Raw genomic sequence first — 16,573 nt, 5'->3', positions numbered from 1 at the left:
GGTGCGGCACACCTCAGAACTCCTGCCAGTGCTGCTCGCTGCCGCCGCCATTCGCGCCGCGCTTGCGGGCGGGCGGGCGTGGACGCGGGGCGGCCGGCGTGCGCGCACCGCGCGAGCCGTGCTGAACGGGGCTGACCTCGATGTTGCCGGCACCGCGCGGCGTCGGCCGGTCGGCTTCGTCCTCGTGGCCGGACAGGTGGAACGAGGCGACCATCTGCGCCAGCTGCACGGACTGCTGCTCCATGCTGCGCGCGGCGGCGGATGCTTCCTCCACCAGCGCGGCGTTCTGCTGGGTGCCCTCGTCCATCTGCAGGATGGCCTGGTTGATCTGTTCGATGCCGCTGGTCTGCTCGTGCGAGGCGGCGCTGATGTCGGCGATGATGTCGCTGACGCGCTTCACGCTGGTCACGATCTCGCCCATGGTCTTGCCGGCCTGGTCGACCAGGCGCGTGCCGTCGTCGACCTTGTCCACCGAGTCGGTGATCAGCTGCTTGATTTCCTTGGCCGCGTTCGCCGAACGCTGCGCCAGCGAGCGCACCTCGGCGGCGACCACCGCGAAGCCGCGGCCCTGCTCGCCGGCACGCGCGGCCTCGACCGCGGCGTTCAGCGCCAGGATGTTGGTCTGGAACGCGATGCCGTCGATCACCCCGATGATGTCGTTGATCTTGCGCGAGGACTCGTTGATGGCGCTCATCGTCGCCACCACCCGGCCCACCACCTGGCCGCCCTGCTCGGCGACCTCGCCCGCGCCGATCGCCAGCTGGTTGGCCTGGCGTGCGTTGTCGGCGTTCTGGCGCACGGTGGAGGTCAGTTCCTCCATCGACGAAGCGGTTTCCTCCAGCGAAGCCGCCTGCTGCTCGGTGCGCTGGGACAGGTCGTTGTTGCCCGAGGAAATCTCGCCGGCGGCGGCGTTGATCGCATCGCTGCCGGCGCGGATCTGTCCGACCACCGTCGCCAGCTGGCGCACGGTGCCATTGGCATTGGCCGCCAGCTCGCCGAACTGGCCGGGCAGCGCGGCATCGACTTCCTGCGACAGGTCGCCGTCGGCCACTGCGCGCAGCAGCGTGCCGATTTCGCTGACGCCGCGGTCGGCGCTGTCCATCAGTGCGTTCAGGCCCTGCACCATGTCGCGGTAGACGAACTCGAAGCGGTCGGCGTCGCCGCGCTGGCTGAAGTCGCCGGCCACGGCAGCATCCACCAGCTTCTTGATCTCGCCGTTGACCGCCAGCATCTGCGACTTGATCGCGTCGGCGGCATCGGTGACCTGGGCCTTCTTGCCCGGCAGGCGCTCCATGTCGCGGCTGAGGTCGCCGCGTGCGTATTCGCGGACCAGGTCCATCAGCGCGAACTTCACCTTCAGGTGCGAGTCGACCAGCGTGTTGACCTCGTCGGCCATCACCCCGAACGACCCCGGGAACGCCTCGGCGTCCATGCGCTCGTCGATCTCGCCGGCCAGGTGGGCGTCGTAGACGGCCTTCTGTGCGCCGGAGAAGCCACGCAGGCTGCCGGCGGCCTGCGCCAGGCTGTCGGCGATCACGCGCAGCTCGTCGCGGCTGTCCACGTTGACCCGTTCGGGGAACTGGCCCACCGCCAGCGACTCGGCAGCGGTCTGGATCTCGCGCAGCGAGCTGCGGGTGCTGCGGCTGAAGCCCAGGAACAGGTAACCCGACAGCAGCAACACCAGCAGGCACACCAGCATGGTCGAAGCGCGCGCGGCCTCCAGCATGCCCAATTCGCTGCGCGCGGCCTGGTCCAGCGCGGTCTGCGCGCCGTTGAGCGCGGCCGCCAACGACAGCCGGGTGGCGTGCTCGCGCGCGGCCATCGCCGCGACCGGCATCGCCATCATGTCCGCGTCAAGGATCTGCGCCTGGATGGCGGCGTCCTGCTTGTCCATCGCCTCCAGCGCCCGCCGCACGGGCGCAGCCAGGGTGGCCTCCAGCGATGGGCGCGCGGCTTCGGCGTTGGCCAGTTCCAGCTCGATGCGGCTGCGCAGGAACTGCTGCATGTTGCGTGAGATCGCAAGGCCGGTGCGGTCCTCGACCCAGATCGAGCCCTCGCCCAGTACGCGGGTGGCCACCACGCCCTGCTGGGTGGTGTACTCGGCCAGCGACGGCAACCACTCGGTGGACGCCCGCCCGGTGTAGAACACCGCCGGGTCGTTGGCCTGGGTCAGGCCGCTGGCTTCGGACACCTCGCGCATCAGCCCGCGCACCTGGAGCAGCGGCTGGTTGTGCAGCTCGACCTGCGCCACCAGGTCTTCGTTGGCGGCAGTGGCCGCGGCCCAGCCGGCCTGCGCGGCCTGCAGCGGCTCGGCAAGCGGGGCCTGGGGCAGCGTGTCGGCCTGCCACGTGGCGAACGCCGACAGCGCCCGGCTGGCCTGTGCGGCAGCGGCGGCCTGGTCGGCGGGTGGCACCGTGTCCTCCGCGGCCTGGCGGGTCACCATCTGCCGGTGCGCCTGCATCGCCAGCATCGCCTCGTGCAGCAGCGCGACGCCGTCGTTGGCGGCCAGCTGGCTGCGCGCGGCGTCGATCTCCTGGTTGGCACGCACCAGCACGATGCCGGCCAACACCGCGCAGGTCAGCGCGAAGGACGCACCGATCACCATGGCCTTCTGGCCGAAGCGCAAGCGCGCCATCAGTCGCATGGACGGCGCCAGCACGCGGTCCAGAAGGTTGGAGGGCAGGGGGTTGGACATGTCGCGGCCTCGGCAGGGTGGTTGACCCGCTCGGGTCGACACACCGTGCATCGGCGGAGGCGCCGAAAACTTTAGACGGCGACCTGCGCTCCGGGGCGCACGCCCACGTCCACGCACGGGCCGCTTGCATGGCGACCTCCACGGTGTGACGCGATGCACAGAACGGCATCCGCGGGTGCCGCCAGGGGCGTGGTTTGCTCAAGAAGCCGGCGCGCGTGCCGTTCACGGCTTTGCAAGGCACGACATCCCCGACCCCAGGAGCCGCCCATGTCCCGTCCGTCCGTTGTCGCCGCCGCGTTGCTGGCCATGGCGTTTGCGATGCCGGCCCACGCAGAACTGACCCCGACCAAGCGCGTCGAGCCGCAGTACCCGCCCGAGGCGGCGCGTGCAGGCAAGACCGGTTTCGTCGAGGTGGAGTTCTCGGTAACCGCCGACGGCAAGGTCGAAAGCGTCTCCGTCCTCAACGCAAAGCCCTCGCGCACCTTCGAGCAGGCCGCCGTCCGCGCGGTCAAGCAATGGCAGTTCGCCCCCGGCGGCGGCCGCGGCAAGGTGCGCCTGGACTTCAACCTCTGACCCACTCCTCTCCCCGGGAGCCTCAGTGAGCCGCACCTTCGGGTGCGGCTTTTTTTATTGCGGGGGGCAGGCAGGCGTTGTAGATTGCGCGCCGACAAGGACCGTCGAGCCGTGGAACTCGTCGGCCCGCCATGGAGCCACCTGCAACGGGTGGCAAGTCGGTGCAAGGGGAAAATCGATGAAAGAGCAGACCGCCCCGACCATCCGGTCGGAGATCGTTGCGCTGTGCTGTCGTTCGCGCGCGGTCGTGCTGGCGCTTGCTCTGCTGCCGGTCGCGGCCTTCTCCCAGGAAGGCAAGCTGCCCTGGGAGGAGTACGACAAGCTGATCAAGACCGCGGGGGTTGTGAGCACCCATGGCCCCACGCTTTTCGGCGACTCGGTGAGTCTCTACAACGGCGCGTTGTCGTTCTCCGCAACCGACGTGGAGGTGTCCGGCAACGGCAACCTGCCGATGGCGGTGCGGCGGAGCTATTCGATAGGCAACCGCAAGGGCAAGATCGAGGATCAGGCCTTTGCGGACTGGACACTCGACACGCCGCGACTCAGCGGGGTGTTTGCGCCGTACTGGCCGGACAAGCGGTGCTCCGTCAGCAGTCTTGCCGAAGCGCAACCTCCGACGGTCTACGGCGGCAACAGTCATTTCAGCGGTCAGGACTACTGGCAAGGCAACCAGGCGCAGATGCCCGGCGGTGGGGAGATGCTGCTGGCGGATCAAGGGGCGCCGATGCCCGGCGCGGTGGGTCCCTGGCATTGGATGACGTCCGAATTTACCTACTTCTCCTGCCTTGATCGCATCAGGGAGGGCTCGGGCGAGGGGTTCATGGCAATGACGGCCGACGGAACCCGCTACTGGTTCGATTGGATGGCCAAATTCCAAGAAGCTGACTTGATCGGGAGGGGCGAGGCGTGGGGTATGGGTTATGACCTCCATTTTCCGCGAAGCACGATCGTCCTGTATGCCACGCGCGTGGAGGACCGGTTCGGCAACTGGGTGGAGTACGACTACATCAACGCGTGGAACGAGCCCGGCCAACTTGCGGGGATCCGGGCGAGCGACGGGCGTGCAGTCTCCCTTTCGTATAACGCCCGCGGACACGTCTCCACGGTCACCGATGGGGCCCGGACCTGGACATATCAATACAACTACAGCGATGTTAAGCGACCGACATTGTCGGGCGTCGTGTTGCCTGATGGCAGTGGCTGGAGTATCGACTTCGCGGACCTGACGAGTGCGGAAATCGAGTACGAAAAGGCCCAGCATTCAACGGACGTGGTGCGCAGCTGCGCTTCCCCCGGCTTTGTCATAAGCGCCAGCGCTACGGGGCGAATCACACACCCCGCGGGAGCGGTTGGCAGTTTTACGGTCACTCCGAAACGCCATGGCCGCAGCAACGTGCCCCGCGTCTGCAGCGGCTTCACCTGGCCCAACGATCCGAACGACGACATCGCCTACTACCCCCTGAACTACGACGCCTTCAGCCTGAGCAACAAGTACGTTACCGGCCCCGACCTGGTGCCGATGACCTGGCAGTACACCTACGCCTCGGACATCTCCTTCGCGTCGGGCACAGGACCTACCTGCAGCACCGATGACTGCGCAGGATCGGCGACCACAACCGTCGAGGGGCCAGAGGGCGAATGGGTACGACACGTGTTCGGAAACAGCTATCGCTACAACGAGGGGAAGCTGCTCAAGGTTGAACGCGGAACCGGCCCGGATTCAATCCTCCGCAGCGAGGTCCTTTCCTATGAGCTCGCCCAGTCGGGCCAGGCCTACAAGACACCGATCGGCACCAGTCCCCAGCTCCGGGGTGACGGCTTCACCTCCGAGTACCTGAGGCCGCAGAAGGGCCGGCGGGTGGAGCAGGAAGGCCAGGCCTACACGACGACCCTCAGTGAATTCGACGAGTTCGCGCGGCCGCATTACGCCTACAAATCGAGTTCGCTGGGCTTTGACAAGGGAACGACGACCCACTTCCACGACGATGCCGCGCTCTGGGTGCTTGGCCAGGTCAAGTCAGTCACCGACAAGGAAACCGGCCTGCAGGTCAGCCGTACCGACTACGGCTACAAGGCCCTCCCGGTGAAGACCTACAGCTTCGGGCGCCCGCTGGATACCTTGGCCTACCACACCACTGCCGGCAGCGACGGCCTGCTGAAGTCGGTTGCCGACGGCAACGGCAACGTCACGCTGCTGTCCAGCTGGTATCGCGGCGTGCCGCGTTCCATCCGGTACGCGGACGGCGCCACGCAGTCGGCGGCGGTCAACCCCGACGGCACCATCGCATCGGTGACCGACGAGAACGGCTTCAGCACGTCCTACCAGTACGACACCATGGGCCGGATGTCGCGGACGGACTTCCCCGCGGGCGACACCAATGCGTGGGCACCCATCACCCAGGGGTTCGCGCAGATCCCGTCCAGCGAATACGGCATTCCAGCGGGCCACTGGCGCCAGGTCGTTTTCCAGGGCGATCGCCAGCTGTACCGCTACTTCGATGCCCTGTGGCGGCCGGTGCTGGAGCAGGAGTTCGATGTCGCCGACAAGCTGGGCACGCGTCGGGTCACCGCCCGTCGCTATGACCACGCCGGTCGCGAGACCTTCGTGTCCTATCCGGGCGGCGTTCCGGCCAATCCCTCGACGTTCACCGACGGTACCTATTCGACCTACGACGTCCTGGGGCGCAAGCGCAGCGTGGGGCAGACATCCGCGTACGGGATGCTGACCACCACGCTCACCTATGCCGCCAATGGCGGCTACCTGATCGCCACCAATCCACGCAACTACGTCACCCGTACCTGGTACCAGGCGTTCGACGAACCCACCTACGACGCGCCGGTGAAGATCACCCGCCAGGGTGATGTCGAGACCCATATCGACCGCGACGATTTCGGCAAGCCGCGGTCGCTCACGCAGCGCAATGCCAGCGGATCAGAGGCCTTGACGCGGCAGTACGCCTACCTGCCCAACCAGCTGCTGTGCAAGACGATCGCGCCCGAGGCGGGCAGTACGGTCTACGGCTACGACGCGGCGGGCAACCTGACGCGCAGCGCCGGCGGCTTCAACTACCCGAACCCCGACATTTGCGAAAGCACCACGCCTTTCAGTACCGACCGGCGCATCGACCGCCTCTACGACGCGCGCAACCGGCTGGTCGCCGTCCGCCATTCCGACGGGCGCGGCGACCTGGAGTACACCTACACGCCTGACGGGCTGGTGGCATCGGTCGAAGTGGACAACGACGGCGTCAACACCGTGAAAACGTCGTACTCCTACAACCGCCGCCGCCTGCCGACCGAGGAGCTGACCCGGTTCGGGACGATGGACTGGTACATCCGCCACTACTACGACGCCAACGGCAACCTGGCCAGCCAGGGCTTCCCGGGTGGGGTGGGCTTCCCGTACGCACCCAACGCACTGGGGCAGCCGACCCGCGCCGGCGGCTACGCCTACGGGGCCAGCTACTACCCCAACGGCGCGCTGCGCCAGTTCACCTACGGCAACGGCATCGTCCACACCCTGACCCAGAACGCCCGCGGCCTGCCCGAGCGCAGCCGCGACGCCTATGGCACCACCGCAGTGCATGACGACAGCTACGACTACGACTTCAACGGCAACGTGGCGGCCATCAGCGACGGCCTGCCCGGCGCGCCGGGCAACCGGACCATGGCCTATGACCAGCTGGACCGCCTGACCGGGGTGACCGCGCCCATGTTCGGGGGCGACGGCCAGGCCGCCTTCACCTACGACGCCCTGGACAACCTGCTGACCGCGCGGGTGGGCAGCCAGAGCAACGTGCGCTATGTCTACGATGCCAACAACCGCCTGACCAACGTGCTCAACAGTGCCGGGGCCACCATCACCGGCCTGGCGTACGACCCGCAGGGCAACGTCAGCGACAAGAACGGCCAGATCTTCGACTTCGACTTCGGCAACCGCCTGCGCAGCGTGACCAACGGCGCGCAGGTGAGTGCCTACGTCTACGACGGCCTGGGTCGGCGCGTGCGCGACTTCACCGCGGGCAGCAAGCACAGCCTGTACTCCAAGGCCGGGCAGCTCGTGTTCGACAGCGACGTGCGCAAGAAGAAGCAGCACTGGTACGTGTACCTGGGCGGCTCCATGGTGGCCACCCGCGAGCGCGATGCCACCACCGGTCTGGACAGCATCACCTACCAGCACACCGACGCGCTGGGCAGCCCGGTGGCGGTGACGGACAGCGCCCGCAACGTGGTGGAGCGGAACCGGTACGCGCCGTACGGGGCCCTGATCGGGAAGCCGAATCCGGACGGGCCGGGGTATACGGGGCACGTGATGGATGCGGCTACCGGGCTGACTTATATGCAGCAGCGCTATTACGATCCGAGCGTCGGAAGGTTCCTGAGCGTGGACCCGGTGACCGCGAACAGCACCGATGGCAGCAACTTCAACCGGTATTGGTACGCCAATAACAACCCTTATGCCTTTACCGATCCGGACGGTCGTCAATCGGTCAAGGTAACGACTGCTATCCCAGAGAAGGAATTGTCGCGAGTGGATCGGGCGGCAATCTCAGCGGGCAATAGGGGGCAGCTTCTCTATGAAAAGGCGGTTGAGAAGTCTGGCAATCAAGCAGCAATGGATTCGTACAAGAGCACCAAGGTCGAGTACCGGCGGGAGTTGAGTCCCGCCGCTCAATCCATCCAGGATGTGAAAGGCCAAGGTTCGGAGGGAATTCGGGCATATCGGGAGCCCGGCGAGGCGGCAATTTCAGTTCTGCCGAGCTTTGCCGAGCTTGCTGACAGTTCCATGACGTTCCCGGACTACCATGGAATGGCACTCGGTCAGGGCGGCGATGCAACGCTGTTTCTGGTTATCGGGCATGAGCATGGCCACGTGCTTGATATGGGGAACACACAGCCGCATGACCGTGAGGCTGCAGCAAGCGATCACTCAAACCAGATGAAAGACCATGCACCGCGTGAAATAAAGAGGGAGTTGCGAAGCAGATGATCAAATTTCTCAGCAGCTTCGGTTTTGTCCTAGCCGCTTGCCTAGCATTTCCCGCGCAGGCTGAAAAAGCGCTCTACATCAACTTTGCGCCAGATGTTCGTTATTCGGAGAACGGACAAGATTCTCGAATCTCTTTTGAGACGGAGAAGGGGCTGTACAGCCTTGGACATGACTATGGCAAGTTGGTGCAGTGTGCTGACGCCTCAAGAAACTGCATAGCTTTTGACTTTATGGCTTTGCTTGAGTTGCCTGAAGACGCTGCCGTAGGCGCCGAGTACGCTGTCGGCAGCTACAGGTTCCACGTGACCAGAAAAGTTGATCTGCCTATCTCTGGTTGTCAGCGGCAAGCCTTTCGAGTAGATGTGACCAAGGATGGGAAGCGATCCAATTCCTACCTCATAAATGCTGAGCTCGGCGTTGTTGCGATTATCACCCCCAATTTCAGCAACAAAGAGATTCCGGAGTCGATCTTTTTTCTTCACGGCCGATCTGGGTTATTTGGGAAGGACGCTAATGAGTGAGCTAACGCAAGCAACCAACTAACGGGTCCAACTACGGGTCAACCCGCGTAAGGCGGGTTAAAACCCGCCCTAAGCGTGACCGTAACCCGCGTAAGGCGGGTTAAGCCCCGCCCTAAGCGTGCCCGTAGGGCGGGCCTTGGCCCGCCTCCTGAAAAGCAAAAGCCCGCGCACTAAAAAACAGGGGTCAGAGTCGACTTTCTCAGTTTGGTTTGCGACTGGATGCGTTGAGTGCAGTCCAAGCAGCTACGGGGTCAGGTTCACTTATCGCGTAGCAATGCCGCTCGGACGCGCGGTCGATCGCGTGGTCGCCACCGAAGATTGAGTCCCGACCAGCCGGCCTGCCGCAGCGCCGTCGCCCAAACGGTGGTACAGGTGCAGCGGAACCCCGATGCCGCGAGGAGCTGCCGCCATGTCCGAGTCCGAAACCGGGCCCCTGACCGAAACCGATGCGCTGCAGGCCGAGCGGGGCCAGGTGCTTGAGCGGCTGCAGGATTGGCTCGAGGTGCCGATGCTGGTGCTGGCGCTGGGCTGGCTGGCGCTGTTCGTGGTGGAGGTGGTCTGGGGGCTGAATCCGTTCCTGGAGGCGCTCGGGGTTTTCATCTGGGTGTTGTTCGCGTTCGAGTTCGCGCTGGACCTGGTGCTGGCGCCGGACAAGGTGGACTACTTCAAGCGCAACTGGCTGAAGGCCATCGCGCTGCTCGCGCCGGCGTTGCGGATGCTGCGGGTGCTGCGCATTGCTCGGCTGGCGCGGCTGACCCGCCTCGCAGGCGTGAGCCGGGGAAGCCGGCTGCTGCGGGTGGTGAGTTCCATCAACCGGGGCATGCGCACCCTGGGTGCCAGCATGGGCCGGCGCGGGATGGGCTACGCGATGCTGATCACCCTGATCGTGGTGGTCGTCGGTGCGGCCGGCATGTACACGCTGGAGAACGAGGGGACCGGCGCGCGTGGCTTCCGGGACTTCGGCGATGCCTTGTGGTGGACGGCCATGCTGATGACCACGATGGGCTCCAGCTACTGGCCGGAAACGGCGGCCGGCCGGTTCCTGTGCCTGCTGCTGTCGCTGTATGCGTTCGCGGTGTTCGGGTACGTCACCGCGGTGCTCGCCTCGTTCTTCGTGGGGCGCGACGCCGAGGACCCGGCGGCCGAGGTGGCCGGCGCGGCATCCATCGAGCGGCTGCGCGAGGAGATCGCCGCGTTGCGCGGTGAGCTGCGCGACGGGATCAGGCCCGCGTCCTGATCGCTTCCACATGCGAGCAGGCGCGGTCCAACCATGTGCATGCGCACGGCCCTGTTCACCTTCTCCATCGATCGAGTGGACTACTACGTCCCGCCATCAGGGGGCTCACTTCGTTCATCCTATGTGCCCAGCGCGCTGGCGCGTGGCCCGCGTATTGCATGTCCTACTCCACGGACGTCAGGGCCAAGCCGCCAGTGCAGGCAGTCGGCCACGCCGAGCGCCCCAAGCCTGACGGGCGGCAGCGCTGCCGGGATGCGATTCACCGATACACGGGAGATCAACCAGTGCTGGAGCGACTGCGGGGCAACCACCAGCTGGCGATCATCGCCCTGTTCGGCGGCTGCGCGGTGGCCGGCATCCTGCCCTTCGCGGTGTATCGCTTCGCCACCGGCTCGATCCTGATCGGCACCATCGACGCGGCCATCGTGGCGGGACTGGCGGGGGTGGTGGGATATGCGTGGCGCACCGGGGCCACCCGCTGGCCGGGCCTGGTAATGTGCGTGCTCAACAGCGTGGGGGTGTACCTGAGTGCCACCCTGGGCGGGTACTCGGGGTTGTTCTGGGTCTATGCGGTGCTGATGGCGAACTTCTTCCTGATGCCGCGGCCGCTGGCGGCCGGCGCGGCGGTGCTGCTGCTGGGCGCGCTCGCGCTGCAGGGGCGCGCGTTCGACTCCACCCCGCACCTGCTGTCGTTCACCGCATCGGCGGCGCTGGCGTCGGCCCTGTCCTACATCCTGGCCCACTGGACCGAGCGCCAGCGCGCCGAGCTGGAGCGGTTGGCCACGGTGGACTCGCTCACCGGCGTGGGCAACCGCCGGGCGATGCAGGACGAGCTGGAGATCGCGGTGGCAGCCAGCCGCCGCACCGGCATCCCGGTGGGGCTGGCGCTGGTCGACATCGACCACTTCAAGCGGGTCAACGACCGCCATGGCCACCAGGCGGGCGACGCGGTGCTGGCGGAGTTCGCCGACGTGCTGCGCCGGTCGGTGCGTCGCGCCGACCGCGTGTTCCGCTTCGGCGGCGAGGAGTTCCTGGTGCTGGTGCCCGGCACCACCGCCAAGGCCCTGGCCACCGTGGCCGAGCAACTGCGCGCGACGGTGGAGGCGCGCATCAGCAGCCCCGGCGGGCCGGTAACGGCATCGATCGGCGCCGCCGTGCTGGTGCGCGGCGAAACGGTGGAAGCATGGCTCTCGCGCGCCGACAGCGCTCTGTACCGGGCCAAGGCCGCCGGCCGCAACCGCGCCTACGTGCAGGAACCGGAAGCGGCGGAAGGCGGCGCGGCACGCGTGGCGTCGACGGTGGTGTCGGATTGATAGCTGATCCTTCTGGTCGACGTCGAAAACAGGGACAGAGCGAAAATTGCCATGTCTACGCCCGCACCAACCGCCCAGTAACCTGTGTGTGAGGTGATGCATCAGCATCCGGGTTGGTAGCGAATGCTGCTAGTGGGCTAGCTCGAGCGCACCGACGGGGAAAGTGGGCTCTGACCCTTGTTGTTCGTTGGAGGCGTGCAAGAGGTTGTCATGCAGGCCTCCAGTCAGAGGTGCAGGATCAACTGGCGCACGCGACACGTCGCGACGGATCCGGCGCACGTTCGTACAGCCGAGGGGGTTTTCTGGATCAAACATCAGAATCATTGATTTTCGTGCAGGGGAAGCAGGATGCGCCTGAAGACGGTCAAGCTGATCAATTTTCGCGGCTATCGTGAAGTTGTGTTGCCTTTCGAGGAGGCGATGACTGGCATCGTGGGTCGGAACGACTACGGAAAGTCCACGATCCTTGAAGCGCTGGATATCTTCTTTGACGGGGGCACAGTCAAGGTCGATAAGAGCGACATGAACTGCTTTGCGCTTGCATCTGGCGAAGATCGATTCGAGATTTCATGCGAGTTCGACGACCTGCCCGCCAGTTTGGTGCTGGATACCAATGTTGAGACCACACTGGCTCAAGAGCATTTGCTCAATGCGAGTCGCGCCTTTGAGGTAGTCAAGACGTTCAAAGCATCGACAGGCAAGCTGGAACGCACAGCGATCCGCTGTGAGCACCCGGCGAGTTCTCCACTGGATTCGTTACTCAGCTTGAAGATCACAGATCTAAAAAAGCTAGGGCGGGAAATGGGAGTGACTGATGCTGTCGCCGACGAGCGAGTGGCATCGTTGTGGAGGCAGGCTATCTGGCAATCGGCAAGCACGTTCCAGTGTCAGGAAACGCTGCTGGACGTCGACAAGGGCTTATCTACGGACGCGAAGTCGATTTGGTCAAAAGTCGAAGAGCATCTTCCCACCTACGCGTTGTTCAAGTCAGATCGCGAGAGCAGCGACGGGGATGCCGAGGCGAAGAACCCTCTGCAGCAGGCCGTGAAAGAGGCTCAGGCCGCCCTTCAAGAGCAGATCGGTGCCTTGGAGCGCCAAGTCGAGAGCAGTGTCTTAGACGTCGCAAACAGGACGCTTGAGAAGCTCAAAGAGATGGCGCCGGAACTAGCTAACGAGCTAAGGCCTCGGTTCAAGGAGAAGCCCAAGTGGTCATTCAGCTTCACGCTGGACGGCGAGAATGGAATCCCAATTAACAAGCGGGGCAGCGGTGTGAGGCGACTGATCCTTCTGAACTTCTTCCGTGCTGAGGCGGAGAAGGTCGCGGGAATCGCACGAAACGTAATCTATGCGATCGAAGAGCCCGAAACTTCGCAGCATCCCAACTACCAGATCATGCTGATGAAGGCCTTGCTCGCTCTGGCCGGCCAGCCCAACAGACAGATCATTATTACCACTCACGTGCCGGCATTGGCTGGCCTGATCCCGGCTAACGGCGTTCGATACGTTGCAAAGGACGAGGCCGGTGTTCCTCTGATCAAGATGCCAGATGAGGCTGTGCTCAAGGAGGCTGCGGAAAGCTTAGGCGTGTTGCCCGAGAGCGGAATGGAGCGTGCGCAAGCCGTTGTGCTGGTGGAGGGTAAAACAGACGTTCTGTTCCTGCGACACACTTCCGCTGCGCTCAAGAACGCGGGCCGTGTCAGCTTCAGCCTAGAAGAAGCAAAGGTCGTAGCTATTCCAATCGGTGGGAGTGGCAGCGTAAAGCACTGGGTAACGCTGAAGCTCGCGGACAGTTTAGGCCTCCCGTGGTGCGTGTTTGGAGACTCGGATGTGGGCGGTGATATCAGCGCAGTGAAGAGTACCCAGAGGCGGAAGGCTGAGGTGGAAGCAACGGGCAGAAAGTTTCACATTACTCGGAAGCGAGAGATCGAAAACTATCTGTGCCCCGCCCTCATTACGCGTTTGACTGGTCAGGAAGTGAACTACTCCGATACGTGCGACGCGAAGAAGATCATCGCCGCGGCAACAGGCACGGCCAATGATGACGTCATAGATCGGTTCTGGCCTGAGATGACCGCAGACCTGATTCTTGAGAGGTCTGCTTACGTGGTCGATGAGGAAGAGCGGTACGAACTTCAGGAGCTGGTAGACGATTTGCTGGCCTTGGTACGGCGATAGCGGTATTTGCGCAAAAGCACGCAAAATGGGCCCGCAGGAGGCGGGCCTTTTCTACTTGCGCGGTTCGAAGTGTGCCGCTTACGCCGCCAGCGCCTCGGCAACCAAACCCATCTCGGCGCTGGTCATCAGGTGCTCGATGTCCAGCAGCACCAGCATGCGGTCTTCCGCGGTGCCGATGCCGGTGAGGAACTTGCGGTCGATGGTGCAGACGATTTCCGGCACCGGTCGGACCTGGTCGGGGCTCAGGCGGATCACGTCCGACACCGCGTCGACCACCATGCCGACCACGCGGTCGGCGACGTTGAGCACGATCATCACCGTGGTGGGGCCGTAGCCGACGTCCTTCATCCGGAACTTCAGCCGCAGGTCGACCACCGGCACGATGGTGCCGCGCAGGTTGACCACGCCCTTGATGAAGTCCGGCGCGTCAGGCAGGCGGGTGACCGCGTCGTAGCCGCGGATCTCCTGCACTTTCAGGATGTCCACGCCGTATTCCTCGTCCGCCAGGGTGAAGGTCAGGTACTCCTCGACCACCGCGTCGGCGGCGTTGGCGTCAGTCGGGTTGCTGGCGTTGGCGGTGTTCATGGCGGCTCTCTTCGGATGCGGTGTGGGTGCGTCAGGCGGCGGCGGGCAGGCGCGCGGCCTGGCCCAGGCCGCCGGCATCGACGATCAGCGCGACCCGGCCATCGCCCAAGATGGTCGCGCCGGAGACGCCGTCGATGCGGCGGTAGTTGGCTTCAAGGTTCTTGACCACGACCTGCTGCTGGCCGACCAGTTCGTCCACTTCCAGCGCCAGCTTGCGGCCATCGCACTCCACCACCACCGCGATGGGCGGCACGTCGTTGCGGCGCGGGGCGGGCAGGCCGTAGGTGGCGCCCAGGTTGAGCAGCGGCAGGAACTCGTCGCGCACGCGCAGCACGCGGCCTTCGTTGGTGACGGTGCGCACGTCGCCGGGCCCCGGCTGGAGCGATTCGACCACCCGGTTGAGCGGGATGATGAAGACTTCATCGCCGACCGACACCGACATGCCATCCATGATCGCCAGCGTCAGCGGCAGCCGGATGGAGACGGTGGTGCCCTGGCCGCGGGTGCTGCTGATCTCGACATTGCCGCCCAGCGCGACGATGTTGCTCTTGACCACGTCCATGCCCACGCCACGCCCGGACAGGTCGGTCAGCGCATCGGCGGTGGAGAAGCCGGGGTGGAACACCAGGTCCCACACCTGCGCGTCGGTCGGGTGCTCGGGCAGTGGCAGGCCACGCTCGGCGGCCTTGGCGAGGATGCGTTCGCGATCCAGCCCGCGGCCGTCGTCGCCGACCTCGATGATGATGTGCCCGCCCTGGTGGGCGGCGCTCATGCGGATGGTGCCGGTCTCGTCCTTGCCGGCCGCGCGCCGTTCCGCCGGCAGCTCCAGGCCGTGGTCGATCGCGTTGCGCATCAGGTGCACCAGCGGGTCGACGATCTTCTCGATCACCCCCTTGTCCAGCTCGGTGGACTCGCCCGACGTCTTCAGCCGCACCTTCTTGTCGAGCCGTGCGGCGACGTCGCGGACCATGCGCGGGAAGCGGCTGAAGGCGAACTCCGCCGGCAGCATGCGCACGCCCATGACCGCTTCCTGCAGGTCGCGGGTGTTGCGGTCCAGCTGCTCCAGGCCCGACAGCAGCGCCTCGTTGGCGACCGGGTCCAGCGACTGCGCGCGCTGGCGCAGCATGGCCTGGGTGATGACCAGTTCGCCGACCAGGTTGATCAGCGCGTCGACCTTGTTGACCGCCACGCGGATGGAGGTGTCGGCTTCATTGGCGGCGCGCGACGGTGCGTTCGCCGCAGGGGCGCCGGTGGCGGTGTCGATGCCGGTGCTGGCGGACGGCACCGGCTCGGCGGCGACGGCTTCGATCTGCAGTTCGCACTGGTCCTCGACCCAGGCGAAGGCCTCGTCGATATCGCCGCGCTTGACCGTGCCGGGCAGCGTCAGCGTCCAGCCCAGGTGCGCCTCGTGCGGGTCGAGCGCGGCGAAGGCCGGCAGGTCGCGGTCATGGCACTGCACGGCCATCTCGCCCAGCCCGGCCAGTTCGCGCAGGATCCGCAACGCGTCGTTGCCGCTCATGAACAGCGAGGGCAGCGGGTTGAAGGCAATGCGCCAGTGGTCGGGGCCGGCGTCGGCGGCGGGCGCCTTGACGATGGGGGTGGTCGCAGCGCCAGCGGCTCCTGCCAGCATCCGGTCAAGACCGGCGCGCGCGTGCGCGAGCGCTGCGTGATCGATACGGCCCTCGATGTCGGGGCCGCCCTGTTCGTAGACCGCCAGCAGGTCGCGCAACACGTCGACCGAGCCGAGCAGCACCCCGGTGGCCTCGGCGTCCAGCACGCGCCCCCCGCTGCGGGCCTGGTCGAGCAGTGTTTCCAGTACGTGGGTCAGGTCGGTGACCGCGCCGAAGCCGAAGGTCGCCGCGCCGCCCTTGATGGAGTGGGCGGCGCGGAAGATGACGTTGACCGTCTCGTCGTCGGCGCGTCCGGATTCCTCCAGCCCCAGCAGGCCGGCTTCCATCGCGTCCAGCCCTTCACGGCTTTCCTCGAAGAACGCGGCGTGGAACTGGGTGATGTCCATCAGGGTCAGGCCCCCGCCTCAGCCCAGGACCTTGCGAACCGTGGCCAGCAACTGGTCGGGGTCGAACGGCTTGACCAGCCACCCGGTGGCGCCGGCGGCGCGGCCTTCCTGCTTCTTGTCGCCACCGGACTCGGTGGTCAGCATCAGCAGCGGGGTGAACCTGTAGTCGGGCAACAGGCGCAGCTGGCGGATCAGTTCGATCCCGTCCATCCGCGGCATGTTGACGTCGGTGACCACCGCGTCGAAGCGCGCACCCTTGGCGATGTCCAGCGCGGCCTGGCCGTCCTCGGCCTCGCGCACCTCGTAGCCGCCGGATGACAGCGCGAAGGCGACCATCTGCCGCATGGAGGTGGAATCGTCGACGATCAGCAGTTGGGCGCTCACGAGGGATCTCCATCGGAAATGCGGCGCGCGCCCGGTGGGCGCGTGCGGGTCGGCCCCACGGCCGCGGGGCGGCCATGGGCGGG

At 65.7% G+C, this 16,573-nt stretch carries 10 protein-coding genes; 6 read left to right on the top strand and 4 right to left on the bottom strand.

All coding sequences use genetic code 11. The features are described from left to right. Positions 1 to 13: 13 nt before the first annotated feature. Positions 14 to 2,695 (bottom strand): methyl-accepting chemotaxis protein, encoded by a 2,682-nt coding sequence (locus ACJQWL_RS05410; protein ID WP_411300758.1) that lies wholly within the window; start codon positions 2,693 to 2,695, stop codon positions 14 to 16. A gap of 267 nt (positions 2,696 to 2,962) precedes the next feature. Between ACJQWL_RS05410 and ACJQWL_RS05405 the strand changes: the two genes are divergently transcribed. The 6 genes from ACJQWL_RS05405 to ACJQWL_RS05380 all read left to right on the top strand — a co-directional run bounded on the left by ACJQWL_RS05405 (position 2,963) and on the right by ACJQWL_RS05380 (position 13,504). Further along, positions 2,963 to 3,268, top strand: a complete 306-nt coding sequence (locus ACJQWL_RS05405) for an energy transducer TonB (protein WP_330969616.1) — start codon at positions 2,963 to 2,965, stop codon at positions 3,266 to 3,268. Positions 3,269 to 3,446: 178 nt separating this feature from the next. Beyond that, the gene (locus tag ACJQWL_RS05400) at positions 3,447 to 8,258 is read left to right on the top strand and encodes an RHS repeat domain-containing protein (RefSeq protein WP_330969615.1); all 4,812 of its coding nucleotides are present in this window, start codon (positions 3,447 to 3,449) and stop codon (positions 8,256 to 8,258) included. Beyond that, positions 8,255 to 8,779: a hypothetical protein gene (locus ACJQWL_RS05395; protein ID WP_330969614.1), complete on the top strand. Its 525-nt coding sequence runs from the start codon at positions 8,255 to 8,257 to the stop codon at positions 8,777 to 8,779. Before ACJQWL_RS05400 ends, ACJQWL_RS05395 begins: the two co-directional genes overlap by 4 nt. A 409-nt stretch (positions 8,780 to 9,188) precedes the next feature. Further along, complete coding sequence (locus tag ACJQWL_RS05390; protein ID WP_330969613.1) at positions 9,189 to 10,016, top strand: ion transporter; 828 nt, start codon at positions 9,189 to 9,191, stop codon at positions 10,014 to 10,016. 284 nt (positions 10,017 to 10,300) lie between these two features. After that, positions 10,301 to 11,329, top strand: a complete 1,029-nt coding sequence (locus ACJQWL_RS05385; RefSeq protein ID WP_330969612.1) for a GGDEF domain-containing protein — start codon at positions 10,301 to 10,303, stop codon at positions 11,327 to 11,329. A gap of 348 nt (positions 11,330 to 11,677) precedes the next feature. Then, positions 11,678 to 13,504: an AAA family ATPase gene (locus ACJQWL_RS05380; protein WP_330969611.1), complete on the top strand. Its 1,827-nt coding sequence runs from the start codon at positions 11,678 to 11,680 to the stop codon at positions 13,502 to 13,504. Positions 13,505 to 13,582: 78 nt separating this feature from the next. Here ACJQWL_RS05380 and ACJQWL_RS05375 read toward each other — a convergent pair whose 3' ends face one another. Genes ACJQWL_RS05375 through ACJQWL_RS05365 form a run of 3 tightly spaced genes read right to left on the bottom strand, consistent with a single transcriptional unit; the run spans position 13,583 to position 16,490 of the window. Further along, positions 13,583 to 14,089 (bottom strand): chemotaxis protein CheW, encoded by a 507-nt coding sequence (locus tag ACJQWL_RS05375; RefSeq protein WP_330969610.1) that lies wholly within the window; start codon positions 14,087 to 14,089, stop codon positions 13,583 to 13,585. A gap of 31 nt (positions 14,090 to 14,120) precedes the next feature. Then, entirely contained in the window at positions 14,121 to 16,106 is a 1,986-nt protein-coding gene (locus ACJQWL_RS05370) for a chemotaxis protein CheA (RefSeq protein ID WP_330969609.1), read from the bottom strand. Positions 16,107 to 16,124: 18 nt separating this feature from the next. Continuing rightward, complete coding sequence (locus tag ACJQWL_RS05365) at positions 16,125 to 16,490, bottom strand: response regulator (RefSeq protein WP_330969608.1); 366 nt, start codon at positions 16,488 to 16,490, stop codon at positions 16,125 to 16,127. Positions 16,491 to 16,573: the final 83 nt, after the last annotated feature.

The sequence above is a fragment of the Novilysobacter viscosus genome (assembly GCF_046600715.1).
Lineage (GTDB): Bacteria > Pseudomonadota > Gammaproteobacteria > Xanthomonadales > Xanthomonadaceae > Lysobacter_C > Lysobacter_C viscosus.
This window is presented reverse-complemented; position numbering and strand designations above follow the sequence as displayed.

Excerpts from the sequence above, each read along its gene's own strand:
- ACJQWL_RS05410 (WP_411300758.1), bottom strand. The coding sequence starts at position 2,695 with ATGTCCAACCCCCTGCCCTCCAACCTTCTGGACCGCGTGCTGGCGCCG.
- ACJQWL_RS05405 (WP_330969616.1), top strand. The coding sequence starts at position 2,963 with ATGTCCCGTCCGTCCGTTGTCGCCGCCGCGTTGCTGGCCATGGCGTTT.
- ACJQWL_RS05400 (WP_330969615.1), top strand. The coding sequence starts at position 3,447 with ATGAAAGAGCAGACCGCCCCGACCATCCGGTCGGAGATCGTTGCGCTG.
- ACJQWL_RS05395 (WP_330969614.1), top strand. The coding sequence starts at position 8,255 with ATGATCAAATTTCTCAGCAGCTTCGGTTTTGTCCTAGCCGCTTGCCTA.
- ACJQWL_RS05390 (WP_330969613.1), top strand. The coding sequence starts at position 9,189 with ATGTCCGAGTCCGAAACCGGGCCCCTGACCGAAACCGATGCGCTGCAG.
- ACJQWL_RS05380 (WP_330969611.1), top strand. The coding sequence starts at position 11,678 with ATGCGCCTGAAGACGGTCAAGCTGATCAATTTTCGCGGCTATCGTGAA.
- ACJQWL_RS05375 (WP_330969610.1), bottom strand. The coding sequence starts at position 14,089 with ATGAACACCGCCAACGCCAGCAACCCGACTGACGCCAACGCCGCCGAC.
- ACJQWL_RS05370 (WP_330969609.1), bottom strand. The coding sequence starts at position 16,106 with ATGGACATCACCCAGTTCCACGCCGCGTTCTTCGAGGAAAGCCGTGAA.